Annotated in this window: 22 protein-coding genes and 2 tRNA genes; 11 read left to right on the plus strand and 13 right to left on the minus strand. The window is 68.0% G+C overall.

What is annotated here, in order from left to right; translation table 11 throughout:
- Together GVY41_RS10330 and GVY41_RS10335 are read left to right on the plus strand one after the other, a co-directional pair.
- The coding region (locus tag GVY41_RS10330; protein WP_161656893.1) for a transposase domain-containing protein at positions 1-106 on the plus strand (106 nt) is incomplete at its 5' end.
- 118 nt (positions 107-224) lie between these two features.
- Positions 225-2,045, plus strand: coding sequence for a TniQ family protein (locus GVY41_RS10335; protein WP_161346133.1), 1,821 nt, complete (start codon positions 225-227; stop codon positions 2,043-2,045).
- Positions 2,046-2,210: 165 nt separating this feature from the next.
- Here GVY41_RS10335 and GVY41_RS10340 read toward each other — a convergent pair.
- A tRNA-Arg gene (locus GVY41_RS10340) sits at positions 2,211-2,286 on the minus strand.
- Between the two features lie 299 nt (positions 2,287-2,585).
- On the opposite strand from GVY41_RS10340, the gene GVY41_RS10345 reads away from it, so the two are divergent.
- From GVY41_RS10345 to GVY41_RS10360, 4 genes are read left to right on the plus strand one after another with little or no spacing between them, the layout of a single operon-like run.
- The gene (locus GVY41_RS10345; RefSeq protein WP_276208229.1) at positions 2,586-3,647 is read left to right on the plus strand and encodes a LacI family DNA-binding transcriptional regulator; all 1,062 of its coding nucleotides are present in this window, start codon (positions 2,586-2,588) and stop codon (positions 3,645-3,647) included.
- 10 nt (positions 3,648-3,657) lie between these two features.
- A complete protein-coding gene (locus GVY41_RS10350) occupies positions 3,658-4,482 on the plus strand; it encodes a glycosyltransferase family 2 protein (RefSeq protein WP_308421085.1) in 825 nt (274 codons plus the stop codon).
- Positions 4,479-4,784, plus strand: coding sequence for a lipid-A-disaccharide synthase N-terminal domain-containing protein (locus tag GVY41_RS10355; protein WP_161346135.1), 306 nt, complete (start codon positions 4,479-4,481; stop codon positions 4,782-4,784). Before GVY41_RS10350 ends, GVY41_RS10355 begins: the two co-directional genes overlap by 4 nt.
- Positions 4,774-6,228: an ArnT family glycosyltransferase gene (locus GVY41_RS10360; protein WP_161346145.1), complete on the plus strand. Its 1,455-nt coding sequence runs from the start codon at positions 4,774-4,776 to the stop codon at positions 6,226-6,228. The genes GVY41_RS10355 and GVY41_RS10360 overlap by 11 nt, the downstream gene beginning before the upstream one ends.
- Positions 6,229-6,241: 13 nt before the next feature.
- Here GVY41_RS10360 and GVY41_RS10365 read toward each other — a convergent pair whose 3' ends face one another.
- Genes GVY41_RS10365 through tsaD form a run of 4 tightly spaced genes read right to left on the minus strand, consistent with a single transcriptional unit; the run spans position 6,242 to position 9,035 of the window.
- Entirely contained in the window at positions 6,242-6,661 is a 420-nt protein-coding gene (locus tag GVY41_RS10365) for an EVE domain-containing protein (RefSeq protein ID WP_161346147.1), read from the minus strand.
- The gene (locus tag GVY41_RS10370; RefSeq protein WP_161346149.1) at positions 6,661-6,927 is read right to left on the minus strand and encodes a YciI family protein; all 267 of its coding nucleotides are present in this window, start codon (positions 6,925-6,927) and stop codon (positions 6,661-6,663) included. The genes GVY41_RS10365 and GVY41_RS10370 overlap by 1 nt, the downstream gene beginning before the upstream one ends.
- A 3-nt stretch (positions 6,928-6,930) precedes the next feature.
- Positions 6,931-7,893 (minus strand): NAD(P)H-dependent glycerol-3-phosphate dehydrogenase, encoded by a 963-nt coding sequence (locus GVY41_RS10375; RefSeq protein WP_161346150.1) that lies wholly within the window; start codon positions 7,891-7,893, stop codon positions 6,931-6,933.
- Positions 7,890-9,035 (minus strand): tRNA (adenosine(37)-N6)-threonylcarbamoyltransferase complex transferase subunit TsaD, encoded by a 1,146-nt coding sequence (gene tsaD, locus GVY41_RS10380; RefSeq protein WP_161346152.1) that lies wholly within the window; start codon positions 9,033-9,035, stop codon positions 7,890-7,892. Before tsaD ends, GVY41_RS10375 begins: the two co-directional genes overlap by 4 nt.
- A 73-nt stretch (positions 9,036-9,108) precedes the next feature.
- On the opposite strand from tsaD, the gene GVY41_RS10385 reads away from it, so the two are divergent.
- From GVY41_RS10385 to GVY41_RS10395, 3 genes are all read left to right on the plus strand, one after another.
- Positions 9,109-9,828, plus strand: a complete 720-nt coding sequence (locus GVY41_RS10385) for a uroporphyrinogen-III synthase (protein WP_161346154.1) — start codon at positions 9,109-9,111, stop codon at positions 9,826-9,828.
- 63 nt (positions 9,829-9,891) lie between these two features.
- On the plus strand, positions 9,892-11,358 hold the full coding sequence (locus GVY41_RS20200; protein WP_161346156.1) for a COG4223 family protein: 1,467 nt from the start codon (positions 9,892-9,894) through the stop codon (positions 11,356-11,358).
- A gap of 10 nt (positions 11,359-11,368) precedes the next feature.
- Positions 11,369-12,913 (plus strand): heme biosynthesis protein HemY, encoded by a 1,545-nt coding sequence (locus GVY41_RS10395; protein ID WP_161346158.1) that lies wholly within the window; start codon positions 11,369-11,371, stop codon positions 12,911-12,913.
- Between the two features lie 78 nt (positions 12,914-12,991).
- On the opposite strand, the gene GVY41_RS10400 is transcribed toward GVY41_RS10395, so the two are convergent.
- The 5 genes from GVY41_RS10400 to GVY41_RS10420 all read right to left on the minus strand — a co-directional run bounded on the left by GVY41_RS10400 (position 12,992) and on the right by GVY41_RS10420 (position 19,629).
- Entirely contained in the window at positions 12,992-15,451 is a 2,460-nt protein-coding gene (locus GVY41_RS10400; protein WP_161346160.1) for an arsenate reductase (azurin) large subunit, read from the minus strand.
- A 13-nt stretch (positions 15,452-15,464) separates the two neighbouring features.
- Positions 15,465-15,989, minus strand: a complete 525-nt coding sequence (locus GVY41_RS10405) for an arsenate reductase (azurin) small subunit (protein WP_161346162.1) — start codon at positions 15,987-15,989, stop codon at positions 15,465-15,467.
- A gap of 150 nt (positions 15,990-16,139) precedes the next feature.
- The gene (locus tag GVY41_RS10410; RefSeq protein WP_161346164.1) at positions 16,140-17,357 is read right to left on the minus strand and encodes a sigma-54-dependent transcriptional regulator; all 1,218 of its coding nucleotides are present in this window, start codon (positions 17,355-17,357) and stop codon (positions 16,140-16,142) included.
- A complete protein-coding gene (locus GVY41_RS10415; protein WP_161346166.1) occupies positions 17,351-18,778 on the minus strand; it encodes a sensor histidine kinase in 1,428 nt (475 codons plus the stop codon). The genes GVY41_RS10410 and GVY41_RS10415 overlap by 7 nt, the downstream gene beginning before the upstream one ends.
- Positions 18,778-19,629, minus strand: coding sequence for a substrate-binding domain-containing protein (locus GVY41_RS10420; protein ID WP_163535488.1), 852 nt, complete (start codon positions 19,627-19,629; stop codon positions 18,778-18,780). The genes GVY41_RS10415 and GVY41_RS10420 overlap by 1 nt, the downstream gene beginning before the upstream one ends.
- Before the next feature lie 106 nt (positions 19,630-19,735).
- Between GVY41_RS10420 and rsgA the strand changes: the two genes are divergently transcribed.
- Positions 19,736-20,770, plus strand: coding sequence for a ribosome small subunit-dependent GTPase A (rsgA, locus tag GVY41_RS10425; RefSeq protein WP_161346168.1), 1,035 nt, complete (start codon positions 19,736-19,738; stop codon positions 20,768-20,770).
- Positions 20,771-20,930: 160 nt separating this feature from the next.
- Positions 20,931-21,006: transfer RNA gene (locus GVY41_RS10430), tRNA-Thr, on the plus strand.
- 107 nt (positions 21,007-21,113) lie between these two features.
- On the opposite strand, the gene GVY41_RS10435 is transcribed toward GVY41_RS10430, so the two are convergent.
- The 3 genes from GVY41_RS10435 to ahcY form a co-directional block, all read right to left on the minus strand.
- The gene (locus GVY41_RS10435) at positions 21,114-21,614 is read right to left on the minus strand and encodes a YciE/YciF ferroxidase family protein (RefSeq protein WP_161346170.1); all 501 of its coding nucleotides are present in this window, start codon (positions 21,612-21,614) and stop codon (positions 21,114-21,116) included.
- A gap of 418 nt (positions 21,615-22,032) precedes the next feature.
- Positions 22,033-22,374, minus strand: a complete 342-nt coding sequence (locus tag GVY41_RS10440) for a DUF2853 family protein (RefSeq protein WP_161346172.1) — start codon at positions 22,372-22,374, stop codon at positions 22,033-22,035.
- Positions 22,375-22,528: 154 nt separating this feature from the next.
- A complete protein-coding gene (ahcY, locus tag GVY41_RS10445; protein WP_229726035.1) occupies positions 22,529-23,917 on the minus strand; it encodes an adenosylhomocysteinase in 1,389 nt (462 codons plus the stop codon).
- Between the last annotated feature and the right edge of the window lie 36 nt (positions 23,918-23,953).

Genomic DNA, 23,953 nt, shown 5'->3' on the forward strand with positions numbered 1-23,953 from the left:
CAATGCCGTCGATCCCCAAGCCTGGCTCGCCGACACCCTAGCCCGCATCCCAGACTACAAGATCACAAAGGTCGACGACCTGCTGCCCTGGCGCTGGAACCGATAGCGGTCAGGCCGGACGCTTACCTCTTCTGAGCATGTTCACCTGGTTGACCGGGCACCAAAGGTTGCGATTGGCCGCCGAATGCCTGAGAAAGGCGGTGCCCTCCCAAGACAGTGCCCGAATGCTCGCTCCTGCCCATCGTGAAACGCTGCTTTCGTTCCTCGGTCGACTGGCGACCTCGAAGGGCGTCAGGGTCGCCGACCTTGCCTTCGATCTGGGCGGATCGATACGGAAGTTTCTGAACCACGATCCTGCGGCAATTGACAGCCTCGCCGCTTGGGCAGGACTGTCTGACCACCAACTCCAAGAGCTGCTCACTTGGTCCGGGCGAGCTGTCGGCAACGTCCGGACCTCGTTCCGCGGCGAGATTTTCGTGTCGCGTGCCCTTCGCAACCCGGTTGTCCGCGGTTGCCTAGACTGCCTGCGGGAGGATACTTTCTCGCACCCAGCGGCGCCATTGGACGCCATGATCCTCCGCGGTGACTGGCAGTTCAGAGAAGTTTCGATCTGCGTCCGGCACCGTCGCCCGCTTGCGGAGCTATGGACTGCTGCCAAAGTCATTGAGCGCTACAATGTGCCGGCCCGCCTCGGAGAGATGCTCCCTCGTATCCTTGATGCTTTGGAACCCTCCCCGATTGAGCTGTCCGCATATGACCTCTGGCTGGATCGGCGGATGGAAGACGGGAATGACACGACCGCGCTGGCCAGCCGTTCGCTTTATGCGGGGACGACCTTCTGTCGTCTTCTCGGCGGCGAACTGCTTCGCATAGATGGCGTAGAGCCCTGTGATCCGATCAACCACCTTCGCCTTGCTCAAGCTGCGGGATTCGAGGTGGCGCGTCAGGGCGACGAGGCGATACGTGGGGCGCTCTATCGCATTGCCGCATGTGCCACGGGCAAGCTGGATGAGCCGAATGCGGCGTTCGGGGAGCTCTTCACTAAGTTCAAGCTCAATTACTGCGATGACGCGGCCTTCGCGCCGTTCATAGGCTTGCTTCGCGAGTGCATCTTGGACGTCTGGCCCGTAGCGGCCGGTGAAGACCTGTTGGGCACGCCCACTGCCGAGCGGCGTCTCCATTCGATCGTTACGGCTGCCGACGAAGCTGGCGTTTCTCCCGCACTCGCGAAGCAGTTCTTGGTTGAAGCTGGCGCAATCACTCGCAGTGACCCTCGCCCCGACGGCCGGACGACGTTCCCTGCAGCGCCCTATCGCGATCTGCTCTCCATGATTCCAAGGTTGGTGCAGAACGGGGAAATGCGGCGGCGAATGGGCGCGACCGCTGTGGAACTAAAGACGCTTGAGGAAGGCGGCGTCCTGACGCCGCGCACCCGCGTTCCGACCACACGGGCAAGATGGCTAGTGGAGGATGGCCTGATCTTCATCGCCGAGCTCCAGGCACTAGTTTCGCCCGTCGCACCAGATGATGGCGAGTGGGAGGGCATCCAGCAGGCCAAGGTTCGGCATGGCGTGCCTATTGCGCAGATCATCGCTGCGATCCGGTCAGGCGACGTTCGCATCGGTCGTCGCACATTTGCCGAGGGCTACCGGTCCTTTGTGGTTGCAAAGATGGACACGAATGCCCTCAGGGCCGAACCAAGTGGGCCCATTGCGGAGGAAGTCATCTCCGTCGCGGCCTTCGGGCGGTCGATAGGGCTCCGGGATGGTGGACTGTTTCTTGCGATGGCGGATGCAGGGCACATCTCATGCCGCTCTCAGTGGAACGCCAAGACCCAAAAATCACAACTGGTCATGACTCGACGCGACATCGCCGCGTTCCATTCGACCTATCTGACCACTCGCACCATCTCGATTGAATACGGCCTGCACCGCAACGCGGTCCGGACGATTCTAAAGATGAAAGGCGCGTTACCGTTCACCGCCTATGGCCGGTCCTACGGGATGGTCTTCCTGCGCGGGGACATCGAGCGTCACTTCACGTAAGATGAGCGCAAGAGCGCACGCACGAACTTCAACAGAAATTATCATTTTGAATTAATATGTTGGATCACTGCCGCAGCAATCTAAAACGATTCCCTTGACACGGATGTGCACGCTTATGGCCATTTCGTGCATGGTTATGCTTCATCAGCAGAAGTGCAATCTGAGTGGTGACCCCGGATGGATTCGAACCATCGACCTGCCGCTTAGGAGGCGGCCGCTCTATCCCCTGAGCTACGGGGCCCACGGGGCTCTACATGCTGGCAAATGGCCTGCGTTGCAAGCCGCAGCGCGGGATCGGCGCCGGAGAAATGCGGGGACATGCGGGTTAGCGTCCAGCAAAAGAAGGCGGGGGAGCAGATTTTTGGCCCACCGCTCCCCCTCCAGGTCCATCGCGCCCTTCGGATGGAAGGCTTGCCGGGCGCGCGGGGTCTTGTCAGCCGGGGCTGTTAGCGGTCACATAGCCAGTGCCGCCTCGCTTGCACAAGGAAATCCTTTGGCGATAAGCAAGGACAGTGACCCCGCTGCAACAAGGATGCGCCCGTGAGCCGACAGCCCGACCCCGATACCCGCCGGCCGCTTCCGCGCAACCCGGCCCTGCGGCCGCTGACCCTGCGCGATGTGTCCGAGGCCTCGGGCGTGTCGGAGATGACGGTCAGCCGGGTGCTGCGCAACCGCGGCGACGTGTCGGACGCGACGCGTGACAAGGTTCTCGTCGCCGCCAAGATGCTGGGCTACGTGCCCAACAAGATCGCCGGGGCGCTGGCCAGCCAGCGGGTGAACCTGGTGGCGGTGGTGGTGCCCTCGCTTGGCAACCTCGTCTTCCCCGAAGTGCTCAGCGGCATTTCCGAAACGCTGGAAGATACCGGCCTGCAACCCGTCTTCGGCGTCACCAACTACTCGCCGGAACGCGAGGAGTCGGTTCTGTATGAAATGCTGTCCTGGCGCCCCTCGGGCGTGATCGTCGCGGGGCTGGAGCATTCCGACGCCTCGCGCGCCATGCTGCGCAATGCCGGCATCCCGATCGTCGAGATCATGGATGTCGATGGCGATCCCATCGATTCGGTCGTCGGCATCTCGCATGTGCGGGCGGGCCGCGAGATGGCGCGGGCGATCATCTCGGCGGGCTATCGCCGCATCGGCTTCCTCGGCACCAAGATGCCCGAGGATTACCGCGCCCGCAAACGCATGCAGGGCTTCGAGGCGGAGCTGGCCGAAGCTGGCGTGGGGATCGAGGACCGCGAGTTCTACTCCGGCGGCTCGGCCCTCGCCAAGGGCCGCGAGATGACGGCAGCGATGCTGGCCCGCAGCCCGAACCTCGATTTCCTCTATTACTCCAATGACATGATCGGCGCGGGTGGCCTGCTGTGGTGCCTTGAGAAGGGCATCGACGTACCCGGCAAGCTCGGCCTCGCCGGGTTCAACGGCGTCGACCTGCTGGACGGATTGCCCCGCAAGCTCGCCACCATGGACGCCTGCCGGCGCGAGATCGGCCAGCGCGCGGCGCAGATCATCGCGGGGCAAAGCAACAGCGGGCTGGTCGGCGGCGAGCGGGTGGAGCTTACCCCGCGCCTGCAACCGGGCGACACGATCCGCAAGGTCTAGGGGCGCCTAGATGGACAAGCGCGGCGCCGTCGTGTTTAACGGCGCGGCAATGACAACTGGCCAGATCCGGGCGGACGCGATGACAGAAGTATCCATCGTGATCCCGATGAAGAACGAGGTCGGGAATGTCGCGGCGCTGGTGACGGACATCGCCGCCGCCTGCGCGGCCGGTCCCGCTTTCGAGATCATCGTGGTCGATGACGGGTCCACCGATGGCACGGGCGAAGCTGTGGCCCGCCTTGCCGCCACCCTCCCCAACCTGCGCCTGCTGCGGCATCCGGTGTCGGGCGGCCAGTCCGCCGCGGTGCATTCGGGCGTGCTGGCGGCCCGCGGCGCGATCTGCTGCACACTGGATGGTGACGGTCAGAACCCCCCCTCGGAACTCCCCGGCCTGATGGCCCCGCTGCTGGCCGACGGCACCGGACGGCTTGGGCTGGTGGCGGGCCAGCGGGTGGCGCGGCAGGATACCTGGTCGAAGAAGCTCGCCTCGCGCGCCGCCAACCGCCTGCGCGCCGCGATGCTGAAGGACGGCACCCGCGACACCGGCTGCGGGCTGAAAGCCTTCCGGCGCGAGGCGTTCCTGGCCCTCCCCTATTTCAACCACATGCACCGCTACCTGCCCGCCCTGTTCCGCCGCGACGGCTGGGAGATCGCCCATGTCGATGTCAGCCACCGCAACCGTCAGGCGGGGCGGTCCAATTACTCCAACCTGCAGCGCGCGCTGGTCGGCGCCCATGACCTGATCGGCGTCGCCTGGCTGATCCGCCGCCGCAAGACCGCGCGGCCTGCCGAGGTCACGCTGCCCGCCCAAGTCCATTCGGAACCCGGCGCATGACCGACTCCGTCTTCACCTTCCTGCATGTCCACAGCTGGACCGAGTTCTGGTGGGTCATGATCGGCCTTCTCGGCCAGCTGCTGTTTACCGGACGTTTCCTGGTGCAATGGCTGGCCTCGGAACGCGCCCGCCGCTCGGTGATCCCGGTGGCGTTCTGGTGGTTCTCCATCGGCGGCGGCTTGATCCTGCTGGCCTATGCCATCTACCGCAAGGACCCGGTCTTCATCCTCGGCCAGTCGATGGGCGTGTTCATCTACATCCGCAACCTCTGGCTGATCCGGGCAGAGCGTCGTGCGGTCTGACACGCGCGGCCTATGGCTCGGCCCGGCGCTCGTCGCGCTGACCCTCATCACCGCCCTGCGCATCGCCGCCCTCGCTCTCACCCCCATGGATCTGTTCGTCGACGAGGCGCAATACTGGCTCTGGGGCCAGGAGCTTGCCTTCGGCTACTACTCCAAACCCCCCCTCATCGCCTGGCTGATCCGCGCGGTCACCGATCTCGCCGGCTCCGACGCGACCTTCTGGGTGCGCCTCCCCGGCCCGCTGCTGCATATGGCAACCGCCCTCCTCCTCGGCGCCATCGCCGCGCGGCTGTGGTCGCCCCGCGCTGCCCTCTTCACCGCGCTGGCCTACGCCACCCTGCCGATGGTCGCCGTCGCCTCGCTGCTGATCTCGACCGACAGCGTGATGTTCCCCTTCCTCGCCGCCGCGCTGCTGCTCTGGCTGCAAACCGCGGAACGCCCCCGCGCCGCCACCGCGATTGCCGCCGGCCTCTGCCTCGGCCTCGCCCTGCTGGCAAAATACGCCGCCATCTACTTCCTGATCGGCGCCGCCCTCGCCCCGCTGCTCTCCCCCGCCGCGCGCGTGAAACCTTCCCTCGCCCTGCTGGCCCTCCTCGCCTTCGCCGCTACCATCGCGCCGAACATCCTGTGGAACATGGCCAACGGCTTCTCGACGCTGGAACACACGCTCGACAATGCCGACTGGGTCCGCGACCCCGCCGCGCGGATAGAGCTGTCGCTGGCCGGCCCCGCCGCCTTCCTCGCCGCGCAATTCGCCGTCTTCGGCCCGGTGCTGTTCGGCGGCCTGTGCGCGCTCACCGTCTCCACCTTCCGCCGCCGCACCGGCGCGCCGGTGCCGCTTCTGCTGGCCTTCACCCTGCCCGCGCTCGCCGTCGTCACCGTGCAGGCCGTCCTGTCCGACGCCTATGCCAACTGGGCCGCCTCCGCCTACCTTGCCGGCACCGTCGCTGTCGTCCCCTGGCTGCTGGCCCGCGCCCGCGCCTGGCTCGGCATCTCCTTCGCGATCAACGGCGCACTCTGCCTCGCCCTGCCGCTCGCCGCCATCTTCGCCGACCGGCTGAGCCTCGGCGATCCCGATGACCTCCTCCTCGCCCGCCAGATCGGCCAGGCCGAACTCTCGCACCAGATCATCGCCGAAGCGCAGGCCCAAGACCTGCAAACCGTCGTCGCCCGCAACCGCGACGTCCTCGCCGACCTGTTCTACACCGGCCGCGAGGCAAGCCTCACCTACCGGGCCGAGCCGCAACCCGGCCGCCCCCCGCATCACTACGCGCTGAAATTCCCGCTGGAACCCGGCCTGCCCGGCGATGTGCTGCTGGTCAGCATGGACGGCGCGCCGGACTGCACGCCCGCCGCGCCGCTGCAAACCATCACCCCCGCCCGCGGCACATGGGCCGGCAAGACCATCACCCTCTGGCGCGTCCCTGCCAACTGCTGGGGCTAGCCAACTGCTGGGATTAGGGCTCCACCCCGCCCAACTCGCACACCATCTTCCACTCTTCCGCCGTCACCGGCTGCACCGACAGCCGCATCGACGTCACCAGCGCCATATCCTTCAGCCGCGGGTCCGCCTTCACCTCGGCCAGCGTCACCGGCCGCTTGAAGGGGCGCACCGCCCGGATATCCACGCAGTCCCAGCGCGCGTCATCCGTCGTGCTGTCCGGGTGGCTCTCAGCGCAGACCTCGACGATCCCGACGATCTCTTTCCCGATGTTGGAATGGTAGAAGAACCCTTGGTCGCCGATCTTCATCGCGCGCATGTGGTTGCGGGCCTGATAGTTCCGCACTCCGCCCCATTCCTCGCCCACATCGCCCTTGGCAACCTGCGCGTCCCAGCCCCAGACATCGGGCTCCGACTTGAACAGCCAATACGCCATCAGCCGATCACCCGCTTCCACTCGGTCACGCTGACGCTCTCGAACAGCCCCGCCGCCGCGTAGGGATCGCCCGCCGCCCAGGCCTGCGCGGCCTCAAGGTCCGGCTGCTCCACCACCACCAGCGATCCACACATCTCGCCATTCTCCAGAAACGGCCCAGCCAGCACCACCGGAGTGGACTTCAGGTAAGCCACATGGCTATCCCGCGTCTCCAGCCGGGTTTGCAGATGGCCGGGCTTGTCGCGGCAGATCACGGCATAGAGCATAGGTCATTCCTTCTTCAGGGGACGGGACAGCAGGGCCTCGGCGGCCTCTGCCACGGTAATCTTGTGCTGACACAGCGCCGTGACCATATCGGCCAGCGGCATCTCCACCCCGCGCTGCGCGGCAAGCTTCGACACGGCGGCGGCGGTCGCCACGCCCTCCACGGTCACGGCAGGGTCAAACCCCTCGCCGCGCCCCAGCGCCTGCCCCAGCCGGAAGTTGCGCGACTGGGCCGAGGTGCAGGTCAGCACCAGATCGCCCAGCCCCGACAACCCGGCAAGCGTCTCCGCCCGCGCTCCCAGCGCCAGCGCGAGCCGGCTCATCTCGGCAAAGCCGCGCGTCACCAGTGCCGCCCGCGCCGATTCGCCAAGCCCCGCGCCAATCACCACCCCCGCGGCAATGGCGATCACATTCTTCAGCGCCCCGCCCAGCTCTGCCCCCAGCGGGTCGCCCGACAGGTAAATCCGCAGCGTCGGCGCCGACAGCTCCCCCTGCAACCGCGCCCCCAGCGCCGGATCGGCACAGGCCAGCGTCAGCGCCGTCGGCAATCCCCGCGCAATATCGGCAGCAAAGCTCGGCCCGGTCAGAATCGCCGGCGCCAGCCCGGGGCAGACCCGCGCGATCAGCCCCGTCGGCCCCTCCAGCGTCGCAAGGTCGATGCCCTTCGAACAGGCCACCAGCGCCCGCCCCTGCAACGCCGCGCAATGCGCGCCCAGCGCCCCCGCCATCTGCTGCATCGGCATCGCCAGCAGCACCGTCTGCGCGCCCGCGAAATCCTCCAGCCGGGCGGAAACCGTCACCCCCTCCGGCAACTCCACCCCCGGCAAGCGCCGCTCATTGCGCCGGCTCGCCGCCATCTCGGCCACCTGCCCCGCATCCCGCGCCCAGAGGCCCACGCCCTGCCCGCCCCGCGCCAGCGCCACCGCCAGCGCCGTGCCGAACGCCCCGGCCCCCATCACCGCGATCATGCCTTGGCCCCCCGCTTGCCCGCGCCCAGCATCGGCGCCGCGTGCTGGTCCAGCGGCCAGCGCGGCCGCGCCGCCAGATCCATCCCGTCGCGCCCCCCGATGCGGAACCGCTCGATCCCCGCCCAGGCGATCATCGCGGCGTTGTCGGTGCACAGCTTCAGCGGCGGCGCCAGGAACCGCGCGCCGGCCTCGTCGCAGACCCGTTCCAGCGCGGCGCGGATCACCGAATTGGCGGCGACACCGCCCGCGACGGCCAGAACCGGCGCGTATTCCTGACCATTCTGGTTTACATATGGCGTCTGTATGGCTTCCATATCGTTTCCATACGCCTCGCCCAGCAGCTTCAGCGCCCTCCGGGACTTCTCGGCCAGCACATCCGCCACAGCCGCCTGAAACCCCGCACACAGGTCCGCCCGGTCCTGCCGCGTCAGCCCGCCCGCCTCCGCCATCGCCGCATCCCGCGCCCGCAGCAACGCGGTTTTCAGCCCCGAAAAGCTCATGTCGCAGCCCGGCCGGTCCAGCAGCGGCCGCGGAAAGGCGATGCGTCTGGGGTCGCCCGCCCGCGCCTCCGCCTCCACCGCAGGCCCGCCCGGCTGTGGCAACCCCAGCAATTTCGCAGTTTTGTCAAAGGCTTCGCCGGGGGCATCGTCGATTGTGCCGCCCAGCCGGGAAAACTCCTCGGGCCCGCGCACGATCAGGAACTGGCAATGCCCGCCCGACACCAGCAGCATCAGATAGGGGAACGCCAGCCCATCGGTCAGCCGCGGCGTCAGCGCATGTCCCGCCAGATGGTTCACCCCCACCAACGGCAACCCCGCCCCCGCCGCCAGCCCCTTGGCACACATCACCCCGGCCATGACCCCGCCAATCAGCCCCGGCCCGGCCGTCACCGCGATTCCGTCCATGTTTTCAAGGGTTAACCCCGCCTGATCCAGAGCCTCCTCGACGCACAGATCCAGCTTCTCCACATGCGCCCGCGCCGCCAGCTCCGGCACCACCCCGCCGAAATCAGCATGCAAGGCCACCTGCCCGGCGACCACCGAAGACAGGATTTCCGCGCGGCCATCCCGCAGCCGAACGACCGCCGCCGCGGTATCGTCGCAGCTGCTTTCCAGCCCCAGAAAAGTGATCGTCTCGCCCATCGCACCAACCGTTGCGGGAACCCTTCGCCGCAGGTAACACCCGTAGGGCATCCACACAATCCCGGGGGCACCGATGGCCCAGCCGACCCTGCTGCTGACCCGCCCCGCCCCGCAATCCCAGCGGTTCGCGGCAGAGTGTGCGGCGCGCTTTCCCGGCGTGCCGGTGCTGATCTCCCCGCTGATGCAGATCGTAAATCTGCCGCTTTCACAGGATGTTGCAGGCGCCGATGCCCTCATCCTCACCTCCGAGAACGCCGCTCTCGCCCTCGCGCCGCAAACCGCCCTGCGCCCCCCCGCCTGGTGCGTCGGCCCCCGCACCGCCACCGCCGCCCGCGCCGAAGGCTTCCCCATAGCAGGCATCGCGGAGGACGCCGCCAGCCTGACAAGCCTCCTGAAAACCCATGCCCAAGGCGCCACCCTCCTCCATGCCCGCGGCCGCCACGTCGTCGCGGACCTCCCCACCGCACTCGCCCCGGCCGGGATTACCGTCACCGAAGCAATGGTTTACGACCAGCAAGCCTGCGCCCTGACCGACGAGGCCCGCACCCTCCTCACCCGCCCCGGCCCCATTCTCGCCCCCCTCTTCTCTCCCCGCTCCGCCCGCCTCCTGGCCGAGGCCGTCCCCCCACGCCGCCTTCACATCGCCGCAATCAGTGCCGCCGTGGCCCGGGCAGCGGAACCACTCGCCCCGCTCGGGCTTGAGCTTGCGGCTCGTCCCGACTCCGCTGCCATGCTGGAGGCCCTGGGGCGGCTGATTGCCACCCTGCAGCAATCCTCGCCCCACGGCGCTTGAAGGCGCCAAGGCTGCAGGGCTAAGGTGCCAGCAGGACCGCCCCCGAGACAAGGAAGCTGCCCGGTGAAAACGCCCCGCAAGACCCCGAAGACGGACGCCACGACCGAAGCCACCGCGACCGACCCCAATGCGGAAAGCCCGGTGGAGCCGCAGGCGCCGCTGATCCTCGGTCCTGAAATGGGGACGACCGGTGCGGCAGAGCCTGCGCCCGACCTGCGCAGCGACCCGATGACCGAGCCGCAGGACAGCCCTCCGTCCAGCCCAGAAGCAGCGCCGGCAGCGGACGCGCCCGACCTGCGCAGCGACCCGATGACGGAACCGCCGGACCCTGTCACGGTCGACCGGGTCGCGGCCGAGCCAGAGGTGCCCGACCTGCGCAGCGATCCGCCGGTCAGCCCCTTCGCGCGCGCAGACCCCGAGCCGGTGGTGCCGCCCCGCGCCAAGCCGGAACCGGCCACCGAACCCCTCGCCGCCGCGAAGGAGCTTGGCCCCACGCCCGAACCCCGCCGCCGCAGTGGCTTCGTGCCGGCCCTGCTCGGCGGTGTCATCGCCGCCGGCCTTGGGGCAGGCGCCGCGCTTTACCTGATGCCGCAGGGTTGGCAGCCCGCCGGCCCCACCGCCGAAGAAATCGCCCGCGATGAGGCGACCGACACCCAGCTCGCTGCATTGGTGGCCGAGATCGAGGCGCTGAAATCGGCCCCGGCCCCCGAACCAGATACCTCGCTGATCGAGACGACCGAGGCGCTGTCACGCGACCTCGCTGCCGCGAATGACGCGCAGGCAGAAGCACTTACCCGGCTGCAAGACATCGAAACCCGGCTCGAAAGTCTCGAATCCGGCACCGGCTTTGGCGCCACTTCCGGCGGCGTCGAGCCCGGCACCGTCGATGCCGTCCGCGCCGAGATGGAGGCGATGCGCCAGCTGATCGAAGAGCAGCGCGGCGCGCAGCAGGAGGTCGCGGCCGCCGCCGCCTCTGCCGAGGAACGCCTCGCCGCCGCCGAGGCCGAAGCCGCCCGCCTCGCGTCGGAGGCGGAAGCCGCCGCCACCGCCGCCCAGTCCCGCGCCGCGCTGTCGCATCTGCGGGCCGCGCTGGAAAGCGGCGCGCCGCTGGCCCCGGTGATCGAGACCCTGTCCGCGGCGGGCCTCACGGTCCCCGAGGCGCTCACCGCCCTGCCGGACGGCGTGCCCACGCTTGGCAGCCTTCAGGACAGCTTCCCCGAAGCCGCCCGCGCCGCACTGGCCGCCTCGCTGCCCGTCACCGCCGGCACCGGCACCTGGGACCGCGTCGGGGCCTTCCTGCAGGCGCAGACCGGCGCGCGCAGTCTGGACCCGCGCGAAGGAACCGACCCCGACGCCGTGCTGTCCCGCGCCGAAGCCGCCCTGACCACCGGCGACCTGCAAGCCACGCTGGCCGAGCTGGAGGGCCTGCCCGCCGAGGGCCGCGCCGAGACTGCCGCATGGGAGGCCGAGGCCGCCGCCCGCATCGCCGCGACCGGGGCGGCCGACGCCCTCGCCGCTGAAATTCAGTGAGGGGGCACAGATGATCTGGTCTTTCGTCAAGGTCGCGCTCTTCGTCGCGGCCATCGCTGCCCTCACGCTTGGCGCCACCTGGCTGTCCGACAGCGCCGAGGGCATCCGGGTCGCCGTCGCCGGGATGGAATTCACCCTTGGCGCGCTGCAGGCGGCGATTGCCGCGGTGCTGCTGATCCTTGGCGTCTGGCTGTTCCTGAAGGTGCTGGGGTTGATCGTCGCCGTGCTGAAATTCCTCAGCGGCGACGAAACCGCGATCAGCCGCTATTTCGACCGCAACCGCGAGCGCAAGGGCTATGAGGCGCTGGCCGAGGGGATGATGGCGCTGGCCTCGGGCGAGGGGAAACTGGCCCAGACCCGCGCGAGCCGCGCCGAACGGCTGCTGCACCGGCCCGAGCTGACCGACCTCATCTCTGCGCAGGCCGCCGAGATGCAGGGCGACCGCAAGCGGGCCATCGAGATCTACAAGCGGCTGCTGTCCGATGACCGTACCCGCTTTGCCGGGGTCCGCGGGCTGATGCACCAGAAGCTGGCTGAGGGCGATACCGAAACCGCGCTGCGGCTGGCCGAGAAGGCTTTCGAGATGAAGCCCCGGCATGAGGAGGTGCAGGACATCCTGCTGCGCCTGCAGACGGAATCAGGCAACTGGGCCGGGGCGCGCACCACACTGGGGGCCGAGGCCCGCCAGGGCCGCCTGCCCCGCGACGTTCACAAGCGCCGCGACGCGCTGCTGGCGCTGCAAGAGGCCAAGGAGGTCTTCAAGGAAGGCAACAGCATCGAGGCGCGCGAGGCGGCGATTGCCGCCAACAAGGCCTCCCCCGACCTGATCCCGGCCGCCGTCATGGCGGCGCGCGGCTATGTGGCGAAGGGCGAGCCGAAAAGCGCGCTGCGGGTGCTGCGCAAGGCCTGGGAGGTGCAGCCGCATCCCGATCTCGCCGCCGCCTTCGCCGGAATGGTCCCCGAGGAGTCGCCGATCGACCGGCTGTCGCGGTTCGAGACGCTGTTCAAGGCCAATCCCGGCGCCGAGGAAACCGTGCTGACCCGCACCGAACTGCTGATCGCCGCGGAAGATTTCCCCGGCGCGCGGCGGGTGATGGGCGATCTGGCGGAACGGCACCCCACCGCCCGCACGCTGACGCTGATGGCCGCCATCGCCCGCGGCGAGGGCGCCGACGAGGCCGAGGTGCGCGGCTGGCTTACGCGGGCGGTATCCGCCAGCCGGGGCCCGCAATGGATCTGCGACAAGTGCCAGACTGTCGCCGCCGACTGGTCGCCGGTCTGCGGCGCCTGCGGCGGCTTCGACACGCTCAGCTGGCGCGAGGCGCCCGATACCCCGCCGCTGCCGCATGGGGCCGAGATGCTGCCGCTGATCGTGGGCCGCCCCGCCCCGGTGCAGGAGGAGGAGGACACCCCGCCCCCGCCCCGCCAGCCGGTCGACGTAACCCCGCCAGAGCCGGAGCCCGCGCCGAAACCTGCGCCGCCCGCAGAACCGGAAGAGACCGATCCCTTCGCCGAGCCGCCTTCGGTCGCCGCAGCCCGCGGCATCAAGGCCTAAGGAAAGGGGCGAGGCACATCAGCGCCCCGCCCCAAACCCGACAGTCGCCCCGCCCAATCACCGGGCGGGGCGTTTTGCTTACAGCTCCACTTCCCACGACTTGTAGGACACCCGCGCCGCAGCCGGTGTTGCATCCGAGATCTTGCGGATATTCGCCCAGGTCTGCTTGTAGTTCGGCAGGATCAGCTCATTGGTGCCGGCGTTGATCACGTTGCCCTGCGTGCCGTTGGGCGCGCCGAAGATCATGAAGGTCTCGTTCCGCCGCGCCGTCGGTTCGGGATAGACCAGCCCCTGCGTCGCGCCGACATCGTTGTAGATCTCGACCATATCGCCGGGGTTCAGGCCCAGTTCCGCCATATCCTCGGGGTGGATCTGGATGAAGGGCACCGGGAAACGGTCCATGACGAACTCGTTCTTCTGGTCGAGGAACCAGTTCTGCCAGTTGAGGTTGGCCCGCCCGGCATTGATCAGGAAGCGGAAGCTGGCCTTCTGCTGCGCCTTGCCGGGAGCCTGCAGCCCGCGCCACGCGCCCATGCAGAACAGCGCCTTGCCATCCTCGCGCCCGTGGCGGGTGAAGACGCCATCGGTATACAGCCGCTTGGTCCCGACCAGCTTGCCATCGGCAAAGCCGGTGACAGGCTCCTGCACGCCATTGTTGCCCATGTCCTTCAACCGGGCATAGGTCACCTCGGGGTTGGCCGTGTGATAGCCGTCCATGAAGGCGTCTTCCTCGGTCTCCCAGTCATAGCCTTGGAACTGGTCGGCATACTCCTCGCGCCCCTCCTCGCGCAGCACCCGTTCCATGTGGTTTGCCAGCCGCGCCGCGATGATGCAGTCGGGCTGCGCCGAACCGGGCCCGTCCATGTATTTCTCGACCAGCCGCAGCCGCCGCTCGCCGTTCATCGAGGTCAGGTTCATCTCGCCCGATTCCACCGCCGGCAGGATCACATGCGCCGCCTGCCCGATCTGGCTGTGGATGATGTCGACGCAGACAGAGAAGATGCCGCCTGCCTCGATCGCGCCGACGATGGCATCGACCAGCTCTTCGCGGGTCGCACCGGCGCGCGCATCCATCGCCTCCTTCACCATGTTCGAGCGCTTGTTGTAGACGCGCTTGAATTCGGCAGCGTTGAGCGTGGTCTTGTAGTGGTCGTTGGCCCAGATGTGGTGAACCTTGCCACCGCCGCCGATGATCAGCTGGTCGATGTAAGGCGCAGGCCGCCCGACATGCGCATCCGACGGGCGGAAATACCCCTCCTGGTGTCCGCCCAGACGGCACACCCCGCCGCCCTCGCGCCCGACATTGCCGGTGGCGAGGCCGATATTCACCAGCGCGCCGATGACGCGGTAGTTGTCATTGCCCCAGATGATTCCCTTTTCATAGCCGGTCACCGTCTTGCGGCGGCTGCCGTCTTCCTTGGGCATGGCGATCCATTCCGCCGCCTGCACGATCTGCGCCTCGGTCAGCCCGGTGATCGCCGCGCCGTCGGCCAGCGACAGGCGGCAAGCGTCCCGCGCCGCCTCGAACGAGCCAAGCGCGGCCGGATGCGCCGCATCCTCGGCCACCGCCACATCGCCCTGGAAGGTCGAGGCGGCGATGAACTCCGCGTCCACCCAGCCCTGATCGGCGATATAGGTGAACAACGTGTTGAACAGTGCCAGATCCGACCCGCTCTCGATGGCCAGATGCAGCACGTTCTCGGCGCCCGCCACCTGTTCGGAATTGTCCACCGTCACGGTGCGGCGCGGATCGACGACGATCACCTTCGCGCCGTTCTGCATCCCCTTGACCATGTGGTTCAGGTACAGGTTGGTCTGGCATTCCACCGGGTTGGTGCCGACCAGGAAGATGGTGTCGGCCAGCTGGTAGTCCTCATAGGCGTAGTTGAGCTCGTCCACGCCCATGTCGCGGGTCGAATGCACCTCGGAGTTATAGGCAGGGCGGTTGTGGATCCGGCAGTTCTTGATCTTCATGCTGCCGAAATACAGCTTGCCGGTGCCCCAGGTGTTCTCATACCCGCCGGCAGACCCGCCGTGGTCGAACATGGAAACGTAAAGGTCGTTCTCGTCCTCCTTGTCCACCACCCGGGCGGTGACACGGGCGACAAGGTCCAGCGCGTCATCCCAGCTGGCCGGCTGCCAGGTGCCATAGCGCCAGACCAGCGGGTCGGTCAGACGCTGCTGCTGGGTGCCGGTAATGTCGGATCGCCGGTTCTCGGCCATCCGCGCGCCGCGGACAGAGCCGAGGCCAAGGTTCACCTCGCAATCCACATCCGGCTTGATGACCAGATGCACATCCTTGCCGCCTTGCTTGACGACATTGTACATCGACGGCGCATACCAGGCGTCGGTTTCGGCATATTGCTGCTGCGACAGGTCCACGCCCGCCCAGTTGCTGTCGGTCGTGCCCTGCTGCTTCAGCGGCCAAGTGTAGGCCTTGTAGCCGCAGCCGACGATGCAATAGTGGCAGGTGACGTTTTGAACCCTGGCGTCTGCGGGAATGATCGGCAGACGGTCGATCTGGCGCTTGTAGGCCATGATGTATCCTCCCTCAGCTTTCCAGAACGTTGGACAGACGGCCATAGATCAGCTCGTCGGCGCCCTCGGCAAAGATGTCGCCGGCATCGTCGATGCGCAGGCTGAACTGCGGCAGGTTCTGCGTGGCATGGCCCCAGACCTGCTGCCCGCCCGCCTCGCAGTCGAAGCGGCTGAAATGCCCCGGGCAGTTCAGCGTCTTGTCGGCGGCGTGATAGGACATGTTGTAGCCCTTGTGCGGGCACAGCACCGAGAAGGCGACGACGTCGCCATCGGGTCCGGCCCCGCCCTCGACCCTGGTGCCAAGCTTCAGCAGCACGCCGGGGCTTTCGGCATCAGGATAGGTGATGTCCATCGGCTCGTTGAGGGTCAGATCAGCAAGGTTCGCCAGCCGGTTCGACGGATAATCCACCATCGCGCGGGCCTGCGCCTTGGCCTGGCTCGCGGGCAGCACGGCCCCTGCCGCGACCCCTGCCGCGCCGAGCACACCGCCGCGCAGGAACTGTCGGCGGCCTGTGTCCACCAGTTTGTTGCATTTCATGGGTACGTCCCTCCCTAGGTTCCCTGCGGGCAGGGTATCAGGGACGGACGGTGGCCCGCGACGGGGCCGGGGCCGATACTGCGGCGCGGCAAGTCGTTGCACCTGAGGGGTTATTCGCGGCGTTCGGATCTCCGAACGTCCGCCTCGCGGTTACAGTCCCAGCTTCTGCATCTTCTCCCACAGCGTCGTGCGCGACACCTGCAGCAGCTTCGCCGCCTCGGCCACCTGCCCGCCGGTGCGCTCCAGCGCCGCAAGGATATGCGCCCGCTCGGCGGTATCGCGGGCCTGCGACAGGCTGGGCAAATCGCCCTCCGCGGCGGTCTGCCGTTCCGGGAACAGGTCGGCGGGGAACAGCATCTCACCCTCCGCCGTGGTCATCGCCTGCACCAGCCGCGCCCGCAGCTCGCGGCCATTTCCCGGCCAGTCATGCCCCCGCACCGCCTGCTCGGCCAGCGCCGAGATGCCGCGGAGCGGCGGCTCGCGCCTTGCGTTCAGCGCCTCGAACAGCCGGTGCAGCAGCCACAGCGAGTCGTCGGGGCGATCCCGCAGCGGCGGGATCGGGATCTCGAACAGGTCGAGCCGGAAGTAGAGGTCGCCGCGGAATGCCCCCGCCTCGACCGCCGCCGCGATGTCCAGCCCGCAGGCCGCGATGATCCGCGCCGCGGGCCGCCCGTCCAGCCAGCCCATCAGCCAGGATTGCGCCGCGCCCGGCAAACGCTCCAGCCCGTTCAGGAACAGCACGCCCTCGCCCACCTGCGCCGCGCCCTCCATGATCGCGGCCAGCGCGTCCGCCTCGCGCGCAAGGTTTACATGCACGAACGGCGCCGCCGCCCGGTCCGAGGCGGCATGGATCCGCCGCGCCACCAGCGCCTTGCCGGTGCCGGGGCCGCCGCGCACCAGAACCGGCCGGTCGGTCAGCGCCGCGGTGGCCGCCAGCTCCTCGATCCGCCGGGCCGCGGGCGAGATGCCCAGCAGATCGTCCGCCACCGCCCCCCGCGGACGCAGCAGCAGCACCAGCCGCTGCAGAAACGGCGCCATCTCGAAGGGCTTGGTGATGTAATCCGCCGCCCCCGATTGCAGCAGCCGCACCGCTTGCTGGATGTCGCCCTGCCCGGTGATGAACAGGAACGGCGGCGGCGTGATGGTGCGGCACAGCGTGGTGAACACTTCCTCGCCAGTGCCGTCGGGCAGGCGGATGTCGCAGACCACCGCGTCGATCGGAGCGCGCGGGGTGCGCAGCGCGCCGATCGCCCGCTGCGCCAGCTTCAGCCAGACCACCTCGGCCCCCTCCAGCCCCAGCCGCTGCGCGATGGACCCGCCCATGATCTCGTCATCCTCGATCAGCGCGATGCGGCGGCCGGTCAGCATGGCGCCTCCCCCGCCGGCAGATGCACCGTGATCTCGGACACACCGTCCCACCGCGCATACTCCACCCGGCCCCGCGCCGCGGCCACCAGATCGCGCACCAGCCGCAGCCCGACGCCGCCGCCCGGCTGCAGCGGCGCATCGGTCATCAGCCGCAGGCGCGCGGGTTCCGGCAGGCCCGGCCCGCTGTCGCGGATCATCAGCACCAACCCCTCCGCATCCGCCCGCACCGACAGGCCGACGCGGCCCCCATTGCCCGCTGCAGCCGAGGCGTTCAGCAGCAGGTTCAGCGCGATCTGCCGCGCCGCCGCCGCCGGGAAGCCCGCCAACGCGGCGGCCGGGGCGGCCACCTGCCAGTCCAGCACCTGCCCCAGCCGCGACACCTCGGGCGAGAACAGCAGGCGCAGGTCGTCGAAATCCTCGGGCGTCAGCGCCATGCCGTGCCGGTCCAGCCGGTTCTGCTCCAGCGTCGCGCGCGACACGTCGCGCAGATGCCGCAGACCGCGGTCCAGAAGGTCCGCCGCCTCGCGCACCACCTCGGGCCGGTCCGCATAGGTGCGGATGGTGTCGGTGGCGTTCAGCAGCCCGCCAAGCGGGTTGTTGATCTCATGCGCCAGCGAGGATGACAGCCGTCCCAGGCTGACAAAGCGCTCTCGCTCGGCCAGCCGCCGTTCGGCCTCGGCCCGCGCCTCCACCGCGCCCGACATGGCGTTGTAGGTCTGGAACAGCCGCGCCAGTTCGGTATCGCCCTTCGGCAGATCGGCTGCCGGAATCGCCACCGGCACCCCCTCGGTCCGCGCCATGTGGCCGGCCAGCATCGACACCGGCCGCAGCATCCGCCGCACCGCCAGATACCCGCCGCAGGCCAGCACCAGCGTCGCCAGCGCATTCCCCGCCAGCAGGTACAGCCCCGCCCTCCGCCGTTCGGCCACCAGATCCGACACATCCAGCTCGCTGACGATCTGGCCCACGGCGCGGCCCTGATAGGCCAGCTCCGCCCGCACATGCACGGGGTCATCGCCGCGCGGCAGGCGGATCTCATCCACCGCCTGCGCCGCCTGCAACAGGGGCGCAAGGTCGCTGTCCACCGCCGCCCGCCGCGGGTCCGACGCGGCAATGACGCGCCCCGCCTCATCCGCCACCACGGTCAGCACCATCCGCTGCCCGGCCAGCGCGCTCGTCGCCCGGTCCAGCGTGTCATAGACCTCCCACACGTCGCGGCGCAGGACCGAGGGGCCAAGCGCCACCGCCAGCCCGTCCACATGCAGCCGCGCCAGCTCGCGCAGCCGCTCCTCCTGCACCGCATCCAGTGACACCAGCACCTGGCGCGAGGCGACGACGCCCACCAGCACCATCAGCCCCGCCGCGATCAGCGGCACCCGCACCGACAGCGGCAATCCCCGCAAGGGCGCGGCCGGCACCATCACCCGGCCTGCACGTCGCGCATCCGGGCGCGGATGCCGTCGAACAGCGCCGCCTCGCCCGGTACCACCCCGTCCAGTTGCAGCAGCGACAGCGCCGCCTGCCCCTCGGCGGTGCCCGACAGGCCCAGCAACGCGCCCCGCAACGCAGTGACGGCAGGATCATCGACGCGCTCGCGCCGGGTCACGAAGGGCGGAAAGCCAAGTTCCTCCGACCTTCCGATCACCCGCGTCTGCGCCGTCAGCCCCGGCTCCACCCCCGCCAGCGCCTCCCAGACATAGCCATCGACGCTGCCCGACCGCGTCAGCCCGCCCGCCACCGCCCGCACCACATTGCGGTGGCCATAGGCGAAGAGGGTGCGCAGAAAGAACGCCTCGGGCCGCGCCCCGATACGGGCGAGGTCAGACGCGGTGATCAGCCAACCCGAATTGCTGTCCGGGTCCGAAAACGCGTGGGTGCCGCCCTGCAGGTCGGGCAGCGCGGCGGCGGGATCGTCGCGCCCCACGATCAGGTAGGACTGATACAGCGGCGCCCCGCGCCAAACCGGCACCCCCAGCAGCGCCAGCGCCGGTTCGTGCTGCAAGAACGGGAAGCCGCAGAGCCAGGCGGCATCGACCGCGCCCTCCAGCAGCATCCCCGTCACCTCCTGATAGGTGCGGCGCTGGACCAGCTCTATCGCGCGCCCGCTGCCGGTGCCAAGCGCCGCCCGCAGCCGCGCGATCACCTCGGCATCATTGTCGAGGAACACCGGCGTCAGCCCCAGCCGGATCGGCTCTGCCGCGCGCAACAAACCCGGGGCCGCGATCAGCGCCGCGGCCCCAGCGATCAACGTCCGGCGTGCAAATCTGGTCATGATGGCTCCCTCCCCGCACGATAGGGCGCAACCCGGCGCGCGCGCAAGGGACAGCCCGGATGCGGAAAGGCTTGCATCGGCGCGGTCTCGCGGACATGGCTATGCCATGACCGACAGCGCCCCAGATACGCCCCCCACCCTGCCCGACCTTGGCTGGTCCGATTTCTTCAGCGATCAGCTGGCGGAGGATGAGGCCGCGCTGTGCCCGCAGCGCATCGCCACGGTCCACCGCGCCCGGATGACCGCCATCGGCGCGGCCGGCCCGGTGAAGCTGCGCCTGCCGCCCAAGCTCAACACCGGCGATTTCGCAGTGGGCGACTGGATCCTGGCAGAGCCCGAAACCCACCTGCTGATCCGCCGGCTCGACCGCCGGGCGCTGCTGCAGCGCCATACCGAGGGCGCCCGCGTCCCGCAGCTGATCGCGGCCAATGTCGATACGCTGTTCATCGTCACCTCCTGCAACGCCGATTTCAACCCGGCCCGGCTGGAACGGTATCTGGCCCTGTGCAACGAGGCCGGCACCCGTGCGGTCATCGTGCTGACCAAGGCCGATCAGGTCGAGGACCCCGCCCCCTATCAGCAGCAGGCCGCCGTCCTGCAACGCGGGCTGGAGGTGGTGACGCTGAACGCCAAAAGCCCCGAGGCGGTGACGATCCTCGCGCCCTGGTGCGGGCCGGGGCAGACGGTGGCGCTGGTCGGCTCCTCGGGCGTCGGCAAGTCCACCTTGTTGAACATGCTCGCCGACAAGGCGCCCGAGGACGAACAGGAAACCGGCGACATCCGCGAGGATGACGCGAAGGGCCGCCACACCACCACCTCGCGGTCCCTGCACGGGATCAAGGGCGGCGGCTGGGTGATCGACACGCCCGGCATCCGCACCCTGCATGTCAGCGATGTCGCCGGAGGGCTGGAGACGCTGTTTGCCGAAATCACCGAACTGGCCCCGAACTGCCGCTTCCGCGACTGCACCCACGGCCACGAACCCGGCTGCGCCGTGCAGGCCGCGGTGAAGGCGGGCACGCTGGACCCCGCAAGGCTCGACCGCTGGCGCAAGCTGGTGGAGGAGAACCGCGACAACACGCCGGTGGAGACCGGGCCGCGGGGAAACAGGACGGTGGTGCCGCGGGGGAAGAAGTGGTGAGGGTTTTCGAAGGGTGATTTCCGCCTGCTTGCGGGGCGGGCGCCCAAGCCGGACGGCCAACGTTTCCACCTTGCACGATGGCCCCTGACCGGGTAAACGCACCTCCGGTGTGCCGATGTTGCTCTGCTCGCAGAGCAACAGGTTCTATGCCGAGAAGGATGCCGCTGTAGCTCAGCTGGTAGAGCACGTCATTCGTAATGATGGGGTCGGGGGTTCGAGTCCCTTCAGCGGCACCATCCTTCTCAAACCACCCGATCCGCACGCAAATGCCGCCCAGAGTATCCGGGCGGCATCTTTCGTTCAGCTAGCCGCCCGCCCCACCCGGGACGAGCGGCCGCACCCCTTACGCGGCGCGGTTCAGACGGCTTTCCGCCAGCTTCGACAGCTTCACATCCGTGGCCTTTTCCTCGGCCAGGGTCTCCTGGAGCAGGTCGGCGCATTCGGTGCGGCCGAGTTCCTTGGACCAGGCGATCAGGGTGCCATAGCGGGTGATCTCGTAGTGCTCTACCGCCTGCGCGGCGGCAGCGAGGGCCGCGTCCAGAACGCCGTCATCGTCGATGTCGCCGGCGATCTCGTTGGCTTCCTTGATGATGCCGTCGATGGCCGGACAGGTCACCGCCTTGGGCTTTTCGCCCAGCAGGCTGAACACCTGCTCCAGCCGCGCGACATGGCCGCGGGTTTCTTCGAGGTGCATTTCGAAGCCGCTTTTCAGCGCCGGGGCCGTGGCTTTCTCGATCATTTTCGGCAGGGCTTTCTCGATCTGCTTTTCGGCATAGTAGATGTCCTGCAGGGTGTGCAGGTAGAGGTCGTCCATCGTGTGGATATCTGCGCCAAAGAGGGCCATGGGGGAATCCTTCCATTGGTTGCGCGGGCTGCACCGGGTGCGGCCCGCAGTGCCCCCATAAAACGGCTCCGCGCGTGGAATGTTCCCCGGATCCGGGCGCAGAGCCATATGGGATATGTATAGGTTCTGTAGGGTTTCCATACCGGCGGTGCCTGGGCGCCGAACTGCGCCAAAGCGGGGCGTCCCCCGAAAAAACGGAGGGCCCCGGCACCCCTACCGAGACCCTCCCCCACCCCACGTGCTCCCTACTCACCACACGTGACTGCAAAAGGTCTCGGCCTACTGGCCTATGGATGGACCCTAGAGTCGGCGGCGATTCCATGCAAGATGCGATTTCAAAGAAATCGACATGAAATCAGGGTGTTAAGGTGAATATGGCATTAAGCACGGCACCTGAGCGGGCGCCGTGCCAGGGCCGTCAGGCGTAGACGGATTCCTTGCCGAACTGCTTGACCAGCAGGTAGTAGATCGCCGGCCGATACTTGTTGCGGTCGGATTTGCCATAGGTCTCGACCGCGGCGTCGATCGCCGCCATCAGTTCTGGCCCATCGGCAAGCCCCAGTTTCTTCATCAGAAAATTGGCCTTCACCCGCTCCAGCTCTGCTTTGTCAGACGCGGCAATGGTTTCGGCATCGGCGTTGTAGATCGCCGGTCCGCAGCCGATGGTGACCTTGGTCAGCAGCGCCATATCGACCTCGATGCCGCATTTGCTCTGCAACGCCTCGGCATACTTCGCAACGAGGTCTTCACGTTTACCCATGTTCTTCCACCCTTATTCAGCCGAATTGCACCGGCCTTGAACCGCCCCGAACCCCTCGGGACAGGCTAAGCATAGGGCTCACGGGCGCGTGATGGCAAAAGAAAACCGCCCGCGGCGCAGGGCCCGGGCGGTTTGTCGCGTTCTGGCGCGGTGATCAGTAGCGGTAATGCTCCGACTTGAACGGGCCGTCCACGTTCACGCCGATATAGTCGGCCTGATCCTTGCGCAGCTCTGTCAGTTTCACGCCGATCTTCTTCAGATGCAGGCGGGCGACCTTTTCATCCAGATGCTTGGGCAGGATGTAGACGCCCGGGGCATATTCGCCTTCCTTGGTCCACAACTCGATCTGCGCCAGCACCTGATTGGTGAAGCTGGCCGACATCACGAAGGACGGGTGGCCGGTGGCGTTGCCAAGGTTCAACAGCCGGCCTTCCGACAGCAGGATGATCCGCGCGCCCGAAGGCATCTCGATCATGTCCACCTGGTCCTTGATGTTGGTCCATTTGTGGTTCTTCAGCGCGGCGACCTGAATCTCATTGTCGAAATGGCCGATATTGCCGACGATGGCCATGTCCTTCATCTCGCGGATATGCTCGATGCGGATCACGTCCTTGTTGCCGGTGGTGGTGATGAAGATGTCGGCGGATGCGACGACGTCTTCCAGCAGCACAACTTCAAATCCGTCCATCGCCGCCTGAAGTGCGCAGATCGGGTCCACCTCGGTCACCTTCACGCGGGCACCGGCGCCTTGCAGCGAGGCGGCGGAGCCCTTGCCCACATCGCCATAGCCGCAGACGACGGCGACTTTGCCGGCCATCATGGTGTCTGTGGCGCGGCGGATGCCATCGACCAGCGATTCCTTGCAGCCATACTTGTTGTCGAACTTCGACTTGGTGACAGAGTCGTTCACGTTGATCGCCGGGAAGGGCAGCAGGCCCTTCTTGTGCAGGTCATACAGGCGGTGAACCCCGGTGGTGGTTTCTTCCGACACGCCCTTGATCGCGGCGCGCTGTGCGGTGAACCAGCCCGGCGAGGCGGCAAGGCGCTTCTTGATCTGGGCAAACAGGCACACTTCCTCATCCGAGGTCGGCACATCGATCAGCCCGGTCTCGCCAGCCTCGACCCGCGCGCCCAAGAGGATGTAGAGCGTGGCATCGCCGCCATCGTCGAGGATCATGTTGCAGGTGCCTTCCGGGAACTGGAAGATCTTGTCGGTATAGGCCCAGTAATCTTCCAGCGTCTCGCCCTTGGTCGCAAACACCGGGATCCCGGCTTCGGCAATGGCCGCGGCGGCGTGATCCTGGGTCGAGAAGATGTTGCAGCTGGCCCAACGCACATCGGCGCCAAGCGCCTTCAGCGTCTCGATCAGCACGGCGGTCTGGATGGTCATGTGCAGGCTGCCGGCGATGCGCGCGCCCTTCAGCGGCTGCGCGGCGCCGAACTCCTCGCGCAGCGCCATCAGGCCCGGCATCTCGGTTTCTGCAATATCGAGTTCCTTGCGACCATAGGCGGCGAGGGAGATGTCCTTGACGATGTAATCCATGGCAGCCTGTGCCTCCTGACCCAACAAATTCAGGTC

Origin of the sequence: Frigidibacter albus (genome assembly GCF_009908165.1) — a bacterium.
Classification (GTDB): domain Bacteria; phylum Pseudomonadota; class Alphaproteobacteria; order Rhodobacterales; family Rhodobacteraceae; genus Frigidibacter; species Frigidibacter albus.